We start from the raw sequence: 15,573 nt of genomic DNA, 5'->3' as shown, positions 1-15,573 counted from the left end.
AGTATTTACGAAATCATTACCATTGCATGGGAGAATTTACTATCACCAAAGAAAAAATATTACAAGCCTTAAGTACAGTTGAAGAACCTGACTTGAAGAAAGACCTCGTTACGCTTAATATGATTCGTGACATTGAAGTTGGGGTTAATCAGGTTTCATTTACCGTAGTTTTAACTACGCCTGCTTGTCCTTTAAAGGAGCTTATCCGTAAAAACTGTACAGATGCCATTCATAATCTGCTGAGTAAGGACATAAAAGTGACTGTAAACATGACAGCCGACGTTACCTCTATCAGAAATAATGCTCCGGTGTTGGATGGCGTGAAAAACATTATTGCTATTTCGTCAGGTAAAGGTGGGGTCGGGAAATCAACAGTTACTGTTAATCTGGCTATGGCCCTGAAAAAATCAGGGGCCAAAGTAGGAATTATTGATGCTGATATTTCGGGGCCATCTATTCCGTTAATGTTCGGAGCGGAGCACATGCAGCCTTTAATTTCGCAGAAAAATGGCAAAAATATGATTGCCCCTATTATGCAATTCGGCATAAAGATGATTTCTATTGGTTTCCTGACACCACCCGACAATGCAATTGTCTGGCGCGGACCAATGGCTAGTCAGGCTCTACGCCAGTTTTTTGGTGATGTTGACTGGGGCGAACTGGATTATATTCTGATTGATTTACCTCCGGGAACGAGTGATATACATTTAACGCTGGTTCAGACGGTTCCGTTAACAGGCGCAGTAGTGGTAACTACACCTCAGAAAGTTGCTATGGCCGATGCCAGCAAAGGGCTGTCGATGTTCCGTCAACCACAAATTAATGTCCCGATTCTGGGTATTGTAGAAAATATGGCCTATTTTACACCAGCCGAGTTGCCTGATAACAAGTACTTTCTGTTTGGCAAAGATGGCGGAAAACAAATGGCAGAAAAATATGATGTTCCGCTACTAGGGCAGATTCCGATTGTACAGAGTATCCGTGAAGGTGGCGACGAAGGCCGCCCCGTAATGATGGACGATAACCCTATTACGAGCGAGGCATTTAAAGCTACTGCCGAAGCACTAGCCCAACAGGTAGCTATCCGAAACGCGTCGGGCCAACGCACAGCGCGGGTAGAGGTAAGATAATAATCAGGAAGGTTTCAGGTTTTTATCTGAAACCTTTTTTACTCTTCTTCTTTTTCGATAGATTTATTGTTCTCATCTACAATTACAAAAACTGTTTCACCAGTTTTTTTCATGAGGTATTTTTCGCGGGCAAATTTCTCCATTGCATCTGTATTTCCCATTACCTCTTTCTCTTCTTGCTTTACTTTTTTCAGGGCATCAACATAATATTCTTTTTGCTCTTCCAGCTCTCTGTATTTTTGCCAGAGTCTGAACTGGGCAATCAGGCTACTGCCATCAAAAAAAGTTATCCAGACTAGCAAGCCAAGCGTTGTAAGCAGATAAAAACGATACTTGTGCAGAAAAGCAGGAACATAGATTTTCATAGGAGTATAAAGCTTATATTTTCAGCAAAACGTTTTCACGGCTCTGAAAATTTGAATCAGGAAATAATTTAAAGCACGATTTATACGTCAAAAATAAAGATTGAAACCATAAAAACAAAAAGCACCAGAACATTTTTATTGTCTGGTGCTTTTTTCAGATTAATGCTATTCATTAAAACTTCAAGCCAGGGAAATAGGCCATTTCTCCTAGTTCTTCTTCGATACGAAGCAACTGGTTGTATTTAGCCATACGGTCAGAACGAGACGCCGAACCTGTTTTAATTTGCCCTGTATTTAAAGCTACTGCTAAATCGGCAATTGTTGAGTCTTCTGTTTCACCAGAACGGTGCGACATAATGCTCTTATATTTGTTTCTATGCGCAAGGTTAACCGCATTGATAGTTTCTGTTAATGAGCCAATCTGGTTAACTTTTACAAGAATGGCATTGGCAATACCTTTATCGATACCTTCTTGCAAGCGGCTTACGTTTGTAACGAACAAGTCATCACCTACTAATTGGCATTTGCTACCAATTAATCTTGTTTGTTCAGCCCAACCTGCCCAATCGTCTTCAGCCATACCATCTTCAATTGAGATAATCGGATATTTGTTTACCCATGTTTCCCAATAAGCGGCCATTTCGGCAGAGTTTAATTGTTTACCGTCTGATTTTTTGAATGTATAAAGACCAGTTTCTGCATTGTAGAATTCAGAAGCGGCTGCATCCATTGCAATAAATACATCTTCGCCCGGTTTGAAACCTGCTTTTTCGATAGATTGTAGTACTATCTCGATAGCTTCTTCGTTCGATTTGATATTTGGTGCAAAACCACCTTCATCGCCTACGTTTGTTGAATAACCTTTCGATTTCAATACTTTTTTCAGGTTATGGAAGATTTCAGTACCCATGCGTAGTGCCTGAGAGAAAGAATCAGCCTTTGCAGGCATTACCATAAACTCCTGAAAATCGATAGAGTTATCAGCGTGAGAACCTCCGTTAAGGATGTTCATCATAGGTACAGGTAATGTGTTAGCATTAACCCCACCCAAATAACGGAACAACGATAAACCCGCTTCAAAAGCAGCTGCTTTTGCTACTGCTAATGACACGCCTAAAATAGCATTGGCTCCTAAGTTTCCTTTGTTTGGGGTACCGTCAAGGTCAATCATGATTTTATCAATCAAACCTTGCTCAAAAACATTTGCACCTAGTATTTCTGGAGCTATGATATTATTTACATTGGCTACGGCTTTTAATACACCTTTACCTACGTAAGTTTTAGGGTCATCGTCTCTTAGTTCAACTGCTTCGTGCGCTCCTGTTGAAGCACCAGAAGGTACAGCGGCACGTCCCAAATAACCATTATCAGTCAGGATGTCTACCTCAACAGTAGGGTTTCCTCTTGAATCAAGAATTTGTCTGGCGTGTACTCTAACAATTTGGCTCATAATTCAACTATAAAAATTTAGAGTTATTGGTAATAAATTATAAAATCAATAATAATTCAGGTACTTTATTAATAATTTAATGCAAAAGTACAGATATTTTTAAACAATATTCATTGTTTGTTCCTTTATCTTTTCGAGTTCGTCTTTCATCTGAACTACCAGCCGCTGAATGAGCGAATCGTTAGCCTTTGAACCGATAGTATTTACTTCGCGACCAATTTCCTGAGCAATAAAGTTTAAACGTTTACCATTAGACGCCGTTTTTAACTCCTTTACAAAATACTCAAGGTGGTTTTTCAGACGAACTTTCTCTTCTGAAATATCAAATTTTTCTACATAATAGATGAGCTCCTGCTCAAATCGGTTTTTGTCGAAGTTTTCGTTTTGTAACCAGTCAGACACCGATTTTTCAATACGTTCCCGTACTAACGGAATACGCTTGGGGTCTTGCTCTTCTATTTGGGCCAGTAGGTTTTTAATATTTTCGATATATTCTCTGAACTTTATCTCTGTATTTTTACCTTCCTGCAAACGGAAATCTTTACATTTAGCAATAGCCTGACCAATCGCATTTTTCATTAAGTCCCATTCTGCCTGTGCATCGGCTTCACTTAAGGCATCAGTATTAAAGGCATTAGGCATCATAGTTGCCATTCTCAGAATCTCGGTCGGGTTTGGTTCAAAACCCAATTCGAGCGATGTAGCTTTTAAATCTTTAAAATAGGCTTTTACCAAAGCTCTGTTTACTGCTGTTGATGCCCCTGCATCTTCTTTAGGGGTAACAGTCATTACAAATTCTACTTTGCCTCTTTCCAGTTCCTGAGTCAGTATGTTTCTGATTTCCACTTCACGTTCAGAATAGCCTCTTGGAATCCGACAATAAATATCAAAAAATTTAGAGTTGAGAGATTTAATTTCGATAGTTACAGAAATTTTGGCATTTTCGAGGGTTGTCGAGCCAAAACCAGTCATTGATTGTAGCATACAGAAAATTTTACAGTAATATATACTGCAAAGAACGTTAAAAAAAGGGAGTAATTGATGGTTTAAAACCAAAATTCTTATTAAAAATACTTAAACTATTTTAATAAGATTCGTAGAGTAACAGAAAATTCTTTCCAGATGAATATTTTACTGGCTCTTTTACTAAATGAGCTAACCATTGGCAAAAAGTACTACCAATAGCCAGCCCGTTATTTATTATTCTTCTTTGTTAAGCACTTCTTCAATTTGCTGAATCAGGGTTTTACCTTCATTGTCGCTTGGGTCAATGGTTTTGGAAAGCGCAAAGTTTCCGTTTTTATCTATCAGAAAATACGAAGGAACACTTGTTACAGCATAATTTTTAATAAGTGTGCCGTTATCGTCAACACGTAGATTGATACCTTTCAAATCATACAGTTTTATGGCTTCTCTCCACTCGCTCTCTGTGTCCATCGAAATCTGTATAAAAACCACATCTTTATCTTTAAAATAGGTTTTTGCTTTTTCGGTAAATTTCATGTCATAAATACAAGGGCCGCACCAGCTTGCCCAGAAATCAAGAAATACTACTTTTCCGTTAAAATCTTTCAGCGATACTTCTTTTCCATCAATATCCTTCAAAGTAAAGGCTTTAGCCGGAGAGCCTTTCACGAAATTTCTTTGTAAATTAACTAACTGATTAATATAGTTTTTATAATCTCGGTTTTGTACTAAGCCCAGATAATCATAAGAGGCATTCAAAACTTTTGTCGGAATCCCGTTGGCATCAATCATATTTTTTAGTTTGAAACCCAACAGGCGTTCGGCAAGCTCCAGAGAAATCTGTTTTTTTGTATAAAGGCCCTTAATAAAATAATACTCTTCTGTTTCGGTCAGTTCTTTCTTTTTACGTTCAGCTTCTCGGGCTATAAGCATATCTACAAGATTCAGGTAGGTGTTTCCGTATTCGAGTGATGCCGCTTGTGCCGCAGCCGGAATATCTTCCAGTTTCAACATATTTCTGATGCTATCGAGTGGTAAATTACTATATTGGTTGTTCGATAACAGTTCCACTTTATAGTTCTGAATTGCCCCAACAATATCGGCTTTACGTACGTCTCTGAAAGTCTGAGATAGATTCTGATAATTTTCCAGAAAAGCTAACTGGCGCGCTTGTTCTTGGTCTAGCTTTTCAAAATATTTTTTCAAAGGTTCTTTTCTCCATTTCTCAACCTGTTTTTCCCAATCCTGCGCTATTTCAAATTTTTGTTGATGCTCGGTGTAGTAGTTCCCTTTTTCAGACCCTTGCCCTGCTACCTGTAATGTTTTCCAGAAATTTTTAGTATCAAATCTGATACTAATTTCATCATTAGGCTCTACAATCCAGAAGTGGAAACTTTGGTCGGCGTAATAAAAGTCAATGTAGGCAATATCGGTAATTTTAGTAATGAAACTAAACCGATTATCATTATTAAGCGTTAACTCATATTCTTCTTCGTTTCCTATCCAGTCACGATGCAACACAAGAATTGCTTTACGTTCGGTAGGATTTTGCACTTCGGCTGATATTCTGAATGGCCCTTGTGCAAAAGTGGTGGATGCCATGAAAAGAAAAAAGGTAAAAAAACGTATCATATAGTTACTGATTGGAATCTGACAGAAAATAGTGTTTCCTGAAAACGAAAATAGCGATTAAAAAATTGACTGAGGCCATCAGAATTACAGGAATCTTAAACATAATAAGTATAAGTAATAAAACACCTGTAAAAAATAAGCGTTGCATGAAGGCATCGTGCGAGATATTGTTAATATACTGTACATGATGATTAAGAAAAATAAGCGATGCTATAAAAACCACCAGACAAACCATGAAAAGATAACTTACTTCGGCAGGTAAATTTCTTGTCAGGACCAGTATTTCGGGTAATAAAAGTATGAAATAGGCCAGTGCATACTGTGCTAGTCTTTCCTGATAGCTTAAGGGTAGATTTCTGGTAATTGACAAATATTTATTTTCAAAGATAAAATATTGCTGACAAAAAACAGTATGCCCAGCTGCTACCAGTAAGCCTCCTAACGAAAGTAATCGTTCGTCGTAATCATCAGTAACGTATAAATTACATACGCCCATCAGTATCAGGCAGCCAAATAATTTTGTTAATAACAATAATACAGGTTGTTTGGCAAACAGATACCTCACAAAGAACAGATATGCAGGGGTCTGAAATCTGGCCAGTAATTGTTGTATTGGCTTTCGGGTAGTATTACTGGCATTGGGTCGCTGAATCCGGTATTCGAATAATACTGCGCCAGCTATTGTCAATAACAAGTTAAAAATGATAATATAGCCTATTTCGGCCCATTGTTTTTCATCAATGCCAATTTTAATCATGGCTAATGAGTAAAGAAAAGTTAGCTGAATCAGACTTAGCTGCAATACACAAAAAGCTATGAACCTTTTTAAGGGGTTAAACAAGCGCGCATGGTAAAGAAATTCGTTCTGTCTGGTTTCAAGCATACGCAAAGTAAATAAAATAACCTTAACGCCATGTAAAGCCCATGTCAGAAAAATAAAAGCTAATATGGAAGGGTGTTTTAAAGCACTTTTGATGAAGGTGATATGCTCGATGGCTCTTAAAAAACCAAAGCAGAACATCATGATGGCAAATATAAATACGGCATTCTGGCGATAATACTCCCTTACAATAGTTAAATTAAATATTTTTAGCAGGCTCTTCATAGTTGTGTTACTGCTTGGTTTTGCACTAGGTAAATATTTTTAATAGCCAGGCGTTCAAACCGGAAATCCTGATGTGATGATAATAGAAAACTTACTCCCTGTGTTTCATGGTAGTCTTTTACAAGTTCATACATGGTCTGCACACTTTTATCGTCAATAGTAATGAGGGGTTCGTCGAGCATAATTAATGCGGGCTTCCCTAAAAAGGCAGATAGCAACGAAATCTTTTTTTGCATTCCACTTGAATAAGTACCAATCGGTGATTTCCAGTACTGGTCAATACCTAGTTTTTCGGCTAGTTGATTAAGTTGCCCATCAGGCGATTTTTTAGCATCGGCTATGAATTTTAACAGGTCATAGCCACTCAGGTAGTCGGGGTAAAGTGGCTCTGCTTCACTCAGATTAACTGCTAACCGATAAGCCACAATATCTTTTTTACTATTCAGGTTGTTAAATAAAATTTCGCCTTCAAAGGGCAAAATTCCAGCAATTGACCGGAACAAAGTTGACTTGCCAGAGCCATTAATACCTTTAATCCAGTGGATACCTTCGGGTATCTGGAGTGTTTCAATCTCTAAAATTTTATGATTATTATAACTTTTCAGAAAGTTTTTGATACTAAGCATATTATTTATTACCTGAATTTTTATGCGAAGGAAATAAAATTTTATGAATTATCTCTGATAAAATATTTATTTACTTAGGTATGTCAAAAAAGCATTTTTTTATGATTTTAGGGCTTTTTGTACTATTTATAGCCACATTGTAATGTTTCTTACCCAAAGAAAATTCTGACCTCAAAAATAGTCTACTTTTTTGATAGGATTATTTAAACTTTCTCTTGCAATTTTCCTTAAATCGTTGCACTATTCTAATATTGAGGTATATTATTAAAACAACTTTTCGATTTTTACAATTTCTTAATTGACTTGTATTCAATAAGTTATCTAAATTTGCATCAACAAAGGTTTTCGAAGGAGGCAATAACTGGTATAACTTTTTTTAGTTTATTCTTTTAAATAATTACTCCAATGAAAACAAACACAAAGAAACTTATGAAAGCAATCGTAGTAGTAATCGCAATCATTGCATCATCAACAATTAATGGTTTTGCACAATCTAATGCTTCAGCCGGAAAGGTAAGCACTTTAGAGAAAGTTAGCAATCTTAACATCCAGAATCTGGGTGGTCTTCGCTTCAAATTAACATTTGAAAACCCGTCGAAACAAAAAGCACAGGTATACTTACTTGACAAAGACCGTACTGTGTTCTACAACGAATATACTTCTGGTAATGCCGTTTACTTAAAAGCATTCAACCTTTCAAATCTGGTTGATGGCGAGTATACTTTTGTTGTTGAAACAGCGGGCGAAAAAATTACTCAGAACTTCGTAATCCGTACAGAAATCAACCGTGATGTAACGTTAGCTAGAAATCGTTAATCATCATGAAAAGTAGTCAGATATTCATTACATTATAGTCCTCACAAAACCTTTGTAACTGCACCATCTAAGTATTAGGTGGTGCAGTTTTTTGTATGTATTCCTTAATCCATTTTATTAGGGTCTTTCGCATCATCTGAAAATGCTTCTTGTAATTAACTAATAATCAACAACTTACTAAAAATACTTACAGATTAATCGATTTAAATTTATTCATTATTTGTAATTAGTCTAAATAAATATAATATTTGCATCATTATTTATATTAAGTCTAAATAAAAATAAAATGCGAATTTTATATCTACTCATATTAATATATACGGCTACAATTACAGTAGCACAGCAACCAAAAGGCAGCGTTAATGGCAGAGTTATTGATAAAAACGGTGCTTTATCTGGTGCCACTGTTATGTTTAAAAATACCCGTACAGGCCAACTAACGCAGGCAGACGGAAGTTTTAACTTGAATGCACCTGCTGGCAGGCATCGCTTAATAATCCAGTTTATAGGGTACCAGAACTATGAAAAAGAGGTATACATAGAACCCAATAGGATTACGAATGCCGGAGATATACTACTCAATGAAAAAACAAACGAGTTACAGGATGTAGTAATAACCGGACAGTTCGGGCCGCAATCTATCAGGAACTCGGTGTATCAGATACGTACCATTACCAATGAACAAATCAGACTTCGGGGGGCTACCAGTATACAGAATGTATTGAATACTGAATTGGGGATGCGATTTTCAAACGACCTTACTCTAGGAACCACTGATGTTCAACTAATGGGTATGTCGGGCCAAAACGTAAAGGTACTATTGGATGGAGTACCACTAGTTGACAGAGGCTCAACCCGTGAAAGCATCGGCCAGATTGATATTAATATTATCGACAGAATAGAAATAGTAGAGGGGCCTATGTCGGTTACTTATGGGACCGATGCACTTGCCGGAGTAATTAATATCATTACCAAAAAAAACGAATCAGAAGCTACTTGGACACTTACAGCCCGTGCGCAGGAAGAAACATCGGCACAAGAATATAAGCCCTTTCAGGGGGCAGGTACACACAATGAATTTCTGGGTTTGGGCTGGCAAAAAAAAGGCTGGCAGGTATCTGGTAATTTTTCTCGCAACTTTTTTGGTGGGTGGCAGGGAAGCTCAATAGGGCGCGCCAAAGAGTGGATGCCCAAAGAACAATATTTATCAACCGCTGGTGTTTCGTATCGTACCGAAAAACTTAATGCATGGTATCGTTTTAATGGCACTAACGAAACCTTAAAAAGTTTAGGAAATACGTATGTGAGTACCCAGACAAATAATTTATCGGCAACTGACCAGTATTATATCACTAACAGATGGTTTCATCAATTACAGGCCGAATATCAGTTTAATACTAAAAACAACCTTATAGCAGCGTTATCTTACACAGATTATAGTCGTAAAACACAAACCACAGATATTGACCTCGTAAGAAACAGGCGGACACTATCGTTAGTTGATGGGGCACAGGATAAGTCATTATTTCAGACAAGTTTTGTAAGAGTAACCGCCCAGCATAAGCCCACTGAACATATATCGGTGCAGCACGGGGTAGAAATTAATATCAATTCCAGTTCAGGTGCTCGAATTGAAGGCACGCCCACCATCAACGAGTTTGCTTATTTTATCTCTTCCGAATTTAAATTAAATCCGAATATTAATATCAGGCCGGGTTTAAGATTCCTCAAAAACTCTGTTTACGATGCGCCACCTGTTATTCCTTCTGTTAATACAAAGTTTAAGCTAGCTAAAGGGCTTGATTTAAGAATAGCTTATGCCCGTGGGTTTCGTTCGCCGGCTTTAAGAGAACTATACTTTACTTTTTTCGATAGTAATCATGCTATCCGTGGTAATACGAACCTCAAAGCCGAAAATTCCAATAGCTTTAATGCTTTTCTTTCGTACCAGCTAATCAATAAAGCCGAACTAAGGGTAAATACCACGCTTGGGGGCTTTTATAACTTTTTCAATAACTTAATTTCAATTGGCATAGACCCGAATGATACCAGAGTATCGACTTATATCAATATTGACACTTACAAAACAACGGGGATAACATGGAATAATACAATTTTCTGGAATAATTTACAGGCTACACTGGGTTATTCATATATTGGCAGATTTAATCGTTTTTCAGCAACCGAAAGTCTGCCAGAATTTGTTTGGTCGAACGAAATTAATAGTAACATCCGTTATTCTTTCCCAAAGTTAGGGGCTAGTATTAATTTCTTTTACAAATATACAGGCAAACAACCGAGTTATCAGGCTGTTTCTACTGAGGCTGCCTTACAGACTAGGCTGGCCGAAACATCTGGCTTCCATACTTCTGACCTGACCTTCAACAAAATTTTTTATAAACACTTTTCCCTGTTAGCAGGAGTCCGCAATCTATTCAATGTGACACGCATAAACAATACGGCAGTTGATACTGGTGGCGCTCATAGCGCAGGTAGTGGAAGTGTGCCTATGTCGTATGGGCGTTCGTACTTTCTTGGGCTTACGGCACAATTATCTAAGCATTAATAATTCTCTTTTATACAAACCAAAGTTTAAACATTTATTAATAAAATGAACCGATTATTCAGCAGATTTCTGATTGTAGGTGGCATTATATTGCTAGGAGCCTGTAAAGAAGAAGTAGCTCTACCCGACAATCTGGCCGGCTTTACTACTACACAACAAGGAATAGAAGGCGACGAGGCCACTATTCAGCTATCATTAACCCGCGCAACTGATGTGGTTATTCCGATAAGTATTCAACTGACACCATCATTAGTTACTTATGATAAAGAATTTGTAACCGAACCCGCAGCCGTTAACAATGTTTTAACCGTAACAGTGCCTGCAGGCCAATCGGGCGTATCATTCAAAATAAAAAAGAAAGCCAACGTGTTTCTGAATGGAGACGAAACATTGACACTCAAAATGACTTCAGTAGGAACACCCGTACTTACAGGTTTAAATACTGAGCTAAAACTGAGTTTTGCAGCCATTACCTCTACCGGTAGCACACTCACGCTAGCTGGCAAAACCGACGAATCGAACTATGCCAATACAGTATATGCTGATTTAAGTGCCAATGCTACTACTCTTGCCAACAGAAAAAGCTGGAATCTGGGATTTTATCAAGGTGGGCAGTTCAAGGTTATTCTGAACCCGGGGTATCAATCTTCTGCCACTGCTACCAATAAAACAGATATTACAGCCGTTACCCTTGCCGATGCCGACCTTGTACCAGACCTTAATTTTGCATTCGGCGGAGATGGTACGCTCGCGTTGACCGATTATTGGGATGGCGACCTGACAAAAACTGTCTTTGCAGAGGTATCTGCCACTGAATCGGCCAATAAAGTTTATCTGGTAAGTTTTGAGGGAAACAAAACCAAAGATAAATGGTATAAAGTAAAAGTAAACCGCAATGGTGAAGGTTATAAGGTTCAGTTTGCCCGAATTGGTGAAACTACCATTAAAACTGTTGATATTCCTAAGAATAGTGATTTTAACTTTACTTTCCTTTCATTAGAAACCGGAAATACGGTGAGTGTAGAACCAAGAAAAGTAAACTGGGATATTGCGTGGGGATATAGCACCTCAAATGCTGGTACAGTACCGCCTACACCCTACTGGTTTCAGGATTTTGTCTTGCTCAACTACGCAGCTGGTGCAGAAGCCGCAGAAGTACTTGAAAGCACCGTTTCTTATGATGCTTATGCCGAAGCAAATATAGCTACTACTGCTTTCAATAAAACCCGCGATGCCATCGGTAGCAAGTGGCGCGTAACCAGCGGAACACCTCTAGGAATAAGACGCGACCGCTTTTATGTAATAAAAGACCCACTTGGCAATATATATAAACTTAAATTTGTAAGCATGGGTTTGGCAGCCGACGGAGGCGAACGCGGTAGACCTGTAATTGAATACAAATTGGTTAAAAAGAAATAAGACTGTTATAACAACTTGTAAAAGGTCATAGTGTTTTCTATGGCCTTTTTGTTATGTTTGGGCTATAAGTTAGGTTGGTATGAAATTATATTTTGGTCGAACAATCTAGTGATATAGTCGATTCTAGGTTCTTGAGAAAGATTCCTACATTGAATCCTGCTACATTCTGCTTTATATTTGAATATTATTTTACAAGTATCTGCTAAAATCAATGTAAGTCTTAGAATTATTTCTTAAACTTGATTGATTTTAAAAAATACAGAAATCAACCCTCAATCTAAATGAATAACTTTAATATTAACCGCCGACGCTTCCTGCAAGGAGCCTCGGCTTCTCTTGCATTATCTACTTTCGGTGCAAGAGGCATGGACATCATTCATCCACCACAAACATTTCGGGTTGCACTTATTGGCACAGGCTGGTATGGCAAAAGTGATTTATTCCGTCTCATACAGGTAGCTCCGGTTGAAGTAGTAGCCCTTTGCGATGTTGACAAAAATATGCTTAATGCTGCCGGAAAACTGGTAAGTCAACGTCAGAAGTCGGGCAAGGTACCTAAACTTTATACGGATTATAGAAAACTACTGGCCGATAATCAACTTGATATAGTTTTGATTGGTACGCCTGACCACTGGCATGCACTTCAAATGATTGATGCCGTAAAAGCAGGCGCACATGTATACGTACAAAAACCTATCAGCGTTGATGTAATGGAAGGAGAAGCCATGGTAGCTGCCGCACGTAAATATAACAAGGTTGTACAGGTAGGAACACAGCGCAAAAGCACCCCTCATTTAATTGATGCCAAGAAGAATATTGTGGATGCGGGTTTACTGGGCAAGGTTTCTCATGTTGAAATGTGCTGTTATTTTCACATGAGAAATAATGGTAACCCTCCGGTAGAGCCTGTTCCTGATTTCTTTGATTATGAAATGTGGACAGGACCAGCCCCAATGCGCCCTTATGATGGTTTGCCGCATATTCGCTGGTGGCGTACATTCAATGAGTATGGTAACGGCATTATGGGCGATATGTGTATTCACATGTTTGATACTGTACGCTGGATGCTTAAATTAGGATGGCCTAAGAAAATATCGTCAACCGGAGGCATATATGTGCAGAAAGAAGGCAAATCGAATATTGCTGACACTCAATCAGCCATTTTTGAATATGATGATTTAAATTGTGTATGGCAACACCGCACATGGGGTACACCTAATAACCCTGACTATCCGTGGTCGTTTACGCTTTACGGAGAAAAAGGAACTTTGTGGGCAAGTACAATGTCGTACGATTTTATTCCGCAAGGCAAAGGAGACAAAATTCATAAAGATGTGGTTTATGAAAGAGAAAAATATCCTGAAGACCTAACTGAAGAAAGAATAGAACTCAATGCAGCTCCGGCAACACGCCTTCACATGCTCGATTTTCTGGCAGCTATTGAAAACAAAAGCAAACCAGTAGCTGATATTCACGAGGGGCATATATCAACATCCAGTTGTATATTAGCAAATATATCTATGAAAACAGGCCGCCCTGTTGTTTATGACCCTACTAAGCGTGAAATAGTAGGTGACCGCGAAGCTAATGGATTACTGGCCCGCCCATATCGCCAACCGTGGATACACCCAGACCCGAAAAAAGTTTAAGGCTACATATAATAACGATAAATAGGGAGTTTTAAGCTCCCTATTTATCGTTTTATGGCTCATTATCTAATGTTCTGGCGATTTTATCCAGATTCAGGCTTCTGGCTGAGGCATCGAAAATTTCACGATATACCCCATTTTGCTCATATAAATCCTGATGCACACCTTGTTCTACTACCCTCCCCTTTTTCATGACAATAATTTTATCCGAGTCAATTATCTGAGACAAACTATGTGAAATAATAACAACAGTACGACCTTTTTTAATGGCATCGAGGCTATTTTTAATTTGCTCGGTTGCAATGGCATCAAGGCTTGCGGTAGGTTCATCCAGAAAGATAATCGGTGGATTTTTCAGGAATAAGCGAGCAATAGCAATCCGTTGTTGTTGCCCGCCAGATAGCAGTTGCGCATCTGCCTCATATTTTTCAGGCAAGTCCATAATCTGTTCGTGCAATGAGGCTTGTTTAGCTGCTTCAACAATATCCTCAAAAGAAGCATTCATCTGCCCATAACGGATATTTTCTTCAATGTTACCTTTAAATATATGGTTCTTTTGCAAAACCATACCTACATCATCACGCAGAGCCTGCGTATCATACTCAGCAATATCAATTCCATCAAGTAATATTTTTCCTGACTCTGGGGCATAAAATTTAACCAGCAAGTTAATTAATGTACTTTTTCCAGCACCTGAAAGCCCCACTAAAGCTGTTGTTTTACCATTTTCAATTTCTATCGATATATTACTCAGGGCTTTTGTTCCGTTCGGATATGAGAAGTCTACGTTTTTCAATACATAATCTCCTTTAATAGAAGTTGGTTGGCAAGAACCGCTTTTCTCAATAGCTTTTTTATTATCCAGAATATCGAAAAAACCCTCTGAATACGTCAGGGCATCGTTCATTTCATCATAAATACGGTGTAGCTGACGAATCGGAGCCGAAACATTATTAAAAAGCATGATATGAAACATAATTGCACCGATAGATATTTGTCGGTCAAGTACCAGATAGGCCGTCAGGATGATAATCAGTACTACACCTATTTGCTCCACAAAGCTTTTAATTGCATCGAAAAGGAAGTTCGTACGGCGGGTTGTAAGTTGCAAATCCATTAGTTTCATTTGCAGACCATATTGCTTTATTTCTTCGTACTTTTCCCTTACGAACGACTTAATGACTACAATTGACTCTATCAGATTTATGATGCCATTACTTTTGTTTTCCCGCTGATACTTTAATTTCCGGCGTACTCCCTGCAATTTACCTGCTTGTATGTAGCTTATCCAGAAATATATTGGTAAAATTAACAAAGCTACCAGGCCAACATATACATTGGCCGTGAACATCACAATTAGAGCCATGATTGAGTTGGCAAAAAGCGGAAGAATATCAATAAAAAAGTTTTGTACGAGCTTAGTCAGGCTCTCTACTCCCCTATCAATCCGTGTTTGTAGTTTCCCTTTCTGGTTTTCACTGTCGCTGTAAAAAGCCATCTGATAACTCAGAATTTTATTTACTACCCCCTGCGACAAATCGCTCGAGATGCTTATCCGTATTTTTTCACCATAAAACTTCTGTCCGAAAGTAATGAAAGAGTTAATAATTTCTTTAATACACAGTACAATTGTAATTTCTAACAGAAGCGGATAGCCTTGCTTTATAGTAAAATGCTTATCGAGCATTGCCTGAATGGTGTCAACGGTATAACGAAGCACCCATGGATTCACCTGTGCAGTAATTGACCCCAAAAGCGTTAACAACAAAGCCAGATAGATTAAACCCCTGTAAGGTTTAACAAATGGCTGTAAACGCTTGAAAATGTCCCAGATATTCATTGATTGTTA

At 38.1% G+C, this 15,573-nt stretch carries 12 protein-coding genes; 5 read left to right on the top strand and 7 right to left on the bottom strand.

Annotation, left to right across the window (positions count from 1 at the left end):
* Positions 1-26: 26 nt before the first annotated feature.
* Positions 27-1,130 carry an Mrp/NBP35 family ATP-binding protein gene (locus tag WAA15_RS01160; RefSeq protein WP_337040521.1) on the top strand — a complete coding sequence of 368 codons (1,104 nt, stop codon included), beginning with the start codon at positions 27-29 and terminating at the stop codon, positions 1,128-1,130.
* Positions 1,131-1,168: 38 nt separating this feature from the next.
* Here the strand turns inward: WAA15_RS01160 and WAA15_RS01155 are convergent, their stop codons facing one another.
* The 6 genes from WAA15_RS01155 to WAA15_RS01130 form a co-directional block, all read right to left on the bottom strand.
* On the bottom strand, positions 1,169-1,495 hold the full coding sequence (locus WAA15_RS01155) for an FtsB family cell division protein (RefSeq protein WP_337040520.1): 327 nt from the start codon (positions 1,493-1,495) through the stop codon (positions 1,169-1,171).
* Positions 1,496-1,667: 172 nt separating this feature from the next.
* Complete coding sequence (eno, locus tag WAA15_RS01150) at positions 1,668-2,945, bottom strand: phosphopyruvate hydratase (RefSeq protein ID WP_337040519.1); 1,278 nt, start codon at positions 2,943-2,945, stop codon at positions 1,668-1,670.
* A 99-nt stretch (positions 2,946-3,044) separates the two neighbouring features.
* Entirely contained in the window at positions 3,045-3,929 is an 885-nt protein-coding gene (locus tag WAA15_RS01145) for a YicC/YloC family endoribonuclease (RefSeq protein ID WP_337040518.1), read from the bottom strand.
* A gap of 216 nt (positions 3,930-4,145) precedes the next feature.
* Positions 4,146-5,513 (bottom strand): TlpA family protein disulfide reductase, encoded by a 1,368-nt coding sequence (locus tag WAA15_RS01140; protein WP_337040517.1) that lies wholly within the window; start codon positions 5,511-5,513, stop codon positions 4,146-4,148.
* A 34-nt stretch (positions 5,514-5,547) separates the two neighbouring features.
* Positions 5,548-6,648, bottom strand: coding sequence for a hypothetical protein (locus WAA15_RS01135; protein ID WP_337040516.1), 1,101 nt, complete (start codon positions 6,646-6,648; stop codon positions 5,548-5,550).
* On the bottom strand, positions 6,645-7,274 hold the full coding sequence (locus WAA15_RS01130) for an ABC transporter ATP-binding protein (RefSeq protein ID WP_337040515.1): 630 nt from the start codon (positions 7,272-7,274) through the stop codon (positions 6,645-6,647). The genes WAA15_RS01135 and WAA15_RS01130 overlap by 4 nt, the downstream gene beginning before the upstream one ends.
* 405 nt (positions 7,275-7,679) lie before the next feature.
* Between WAA15_RS01130 and WAA15_RS01125 the strand changes: the two genes are divergently transcribed.
* The 4 genes from WAA15_RS01125 (at position 7,680) to WAA15_RS01110 (ending at position 13,724) form a co-directional block, all read left to right on the top strand.
* Complete coding sequence (locus WAA15_RS01125; RefSeq protein WP_337040514.1) at positions 7,680-8,090, top strand: hypothetical protein; 411 nt, start codon at positions 7,680-7,682, stop codon at positions 8,088-8,090.
* Positions 8,091-8,376: 286 nt separating this feature from the next.
* Positions 8,377-10,656, top strand: a complete 2,280-nt coding sequence (locus tag WAA15_RS01120) for a TonB-dependent receptor (RefSeq protein WP_337040513.1) — start codon at positions 8,377-8,379, stop codon at positions 10,654-10,656.
* Positions 10,657-10,701: 45 nt separating this feature from the next.
* The gene (locus WAA15_RS01115) at positions 10,702-12,075 is read left to right on the top strand and encodes an HmuY family protein (protein WP_337040512.1); all 1,374 of its coding nucleotides are present in this window, start codon (positions 10,702-10,704) and stop codon (positions 12,073-12,075) included.
* 281 nt (positions 12,076-12,356) lie between these two features.
* Complete coding sequence (locus tag WAA15_RS01110) at positions 12,357-13,724, top strand: Gfo/Idh/MocA family protein (protein ID WP_337040511.1); 1,368 nt, start codon at positions 12,357-12,359, stop codon at positions 13,722-13,724.
* 52 nt (positions 13,725-13,776) lie between these two features.
* Here the strand turns inward: WAA15_RS01110 and WAA15_RS01105 are convergent, their stop codons facing one another.
* The gene (locus WAA15_RS01105) at positions 13,777-15,564 is read right to left on the bottom strand and encodes an ABC transporter ATP-binding protein (RefSeq protein ID WP_337040510.1); all 1,788 of its coding nucleotides are present in this window, start codon (positions 15,562-15,564) and stop codon (positions 13,777-13,779) included.
* Positions 15,565-15,573: the final 9 nt, after the last annotated feature.

Source organism: Emticicia sp. 17c (assembly GCF_037153985.1).
Classification (GTDB): Bacteria; Bacteroidota; Bacteroidia; order Cytophagales; family Spirosomataceae; genus Emticicia.
This window is presented reverse-complemented; position numbering and strand designations above follow the sequence as displayed.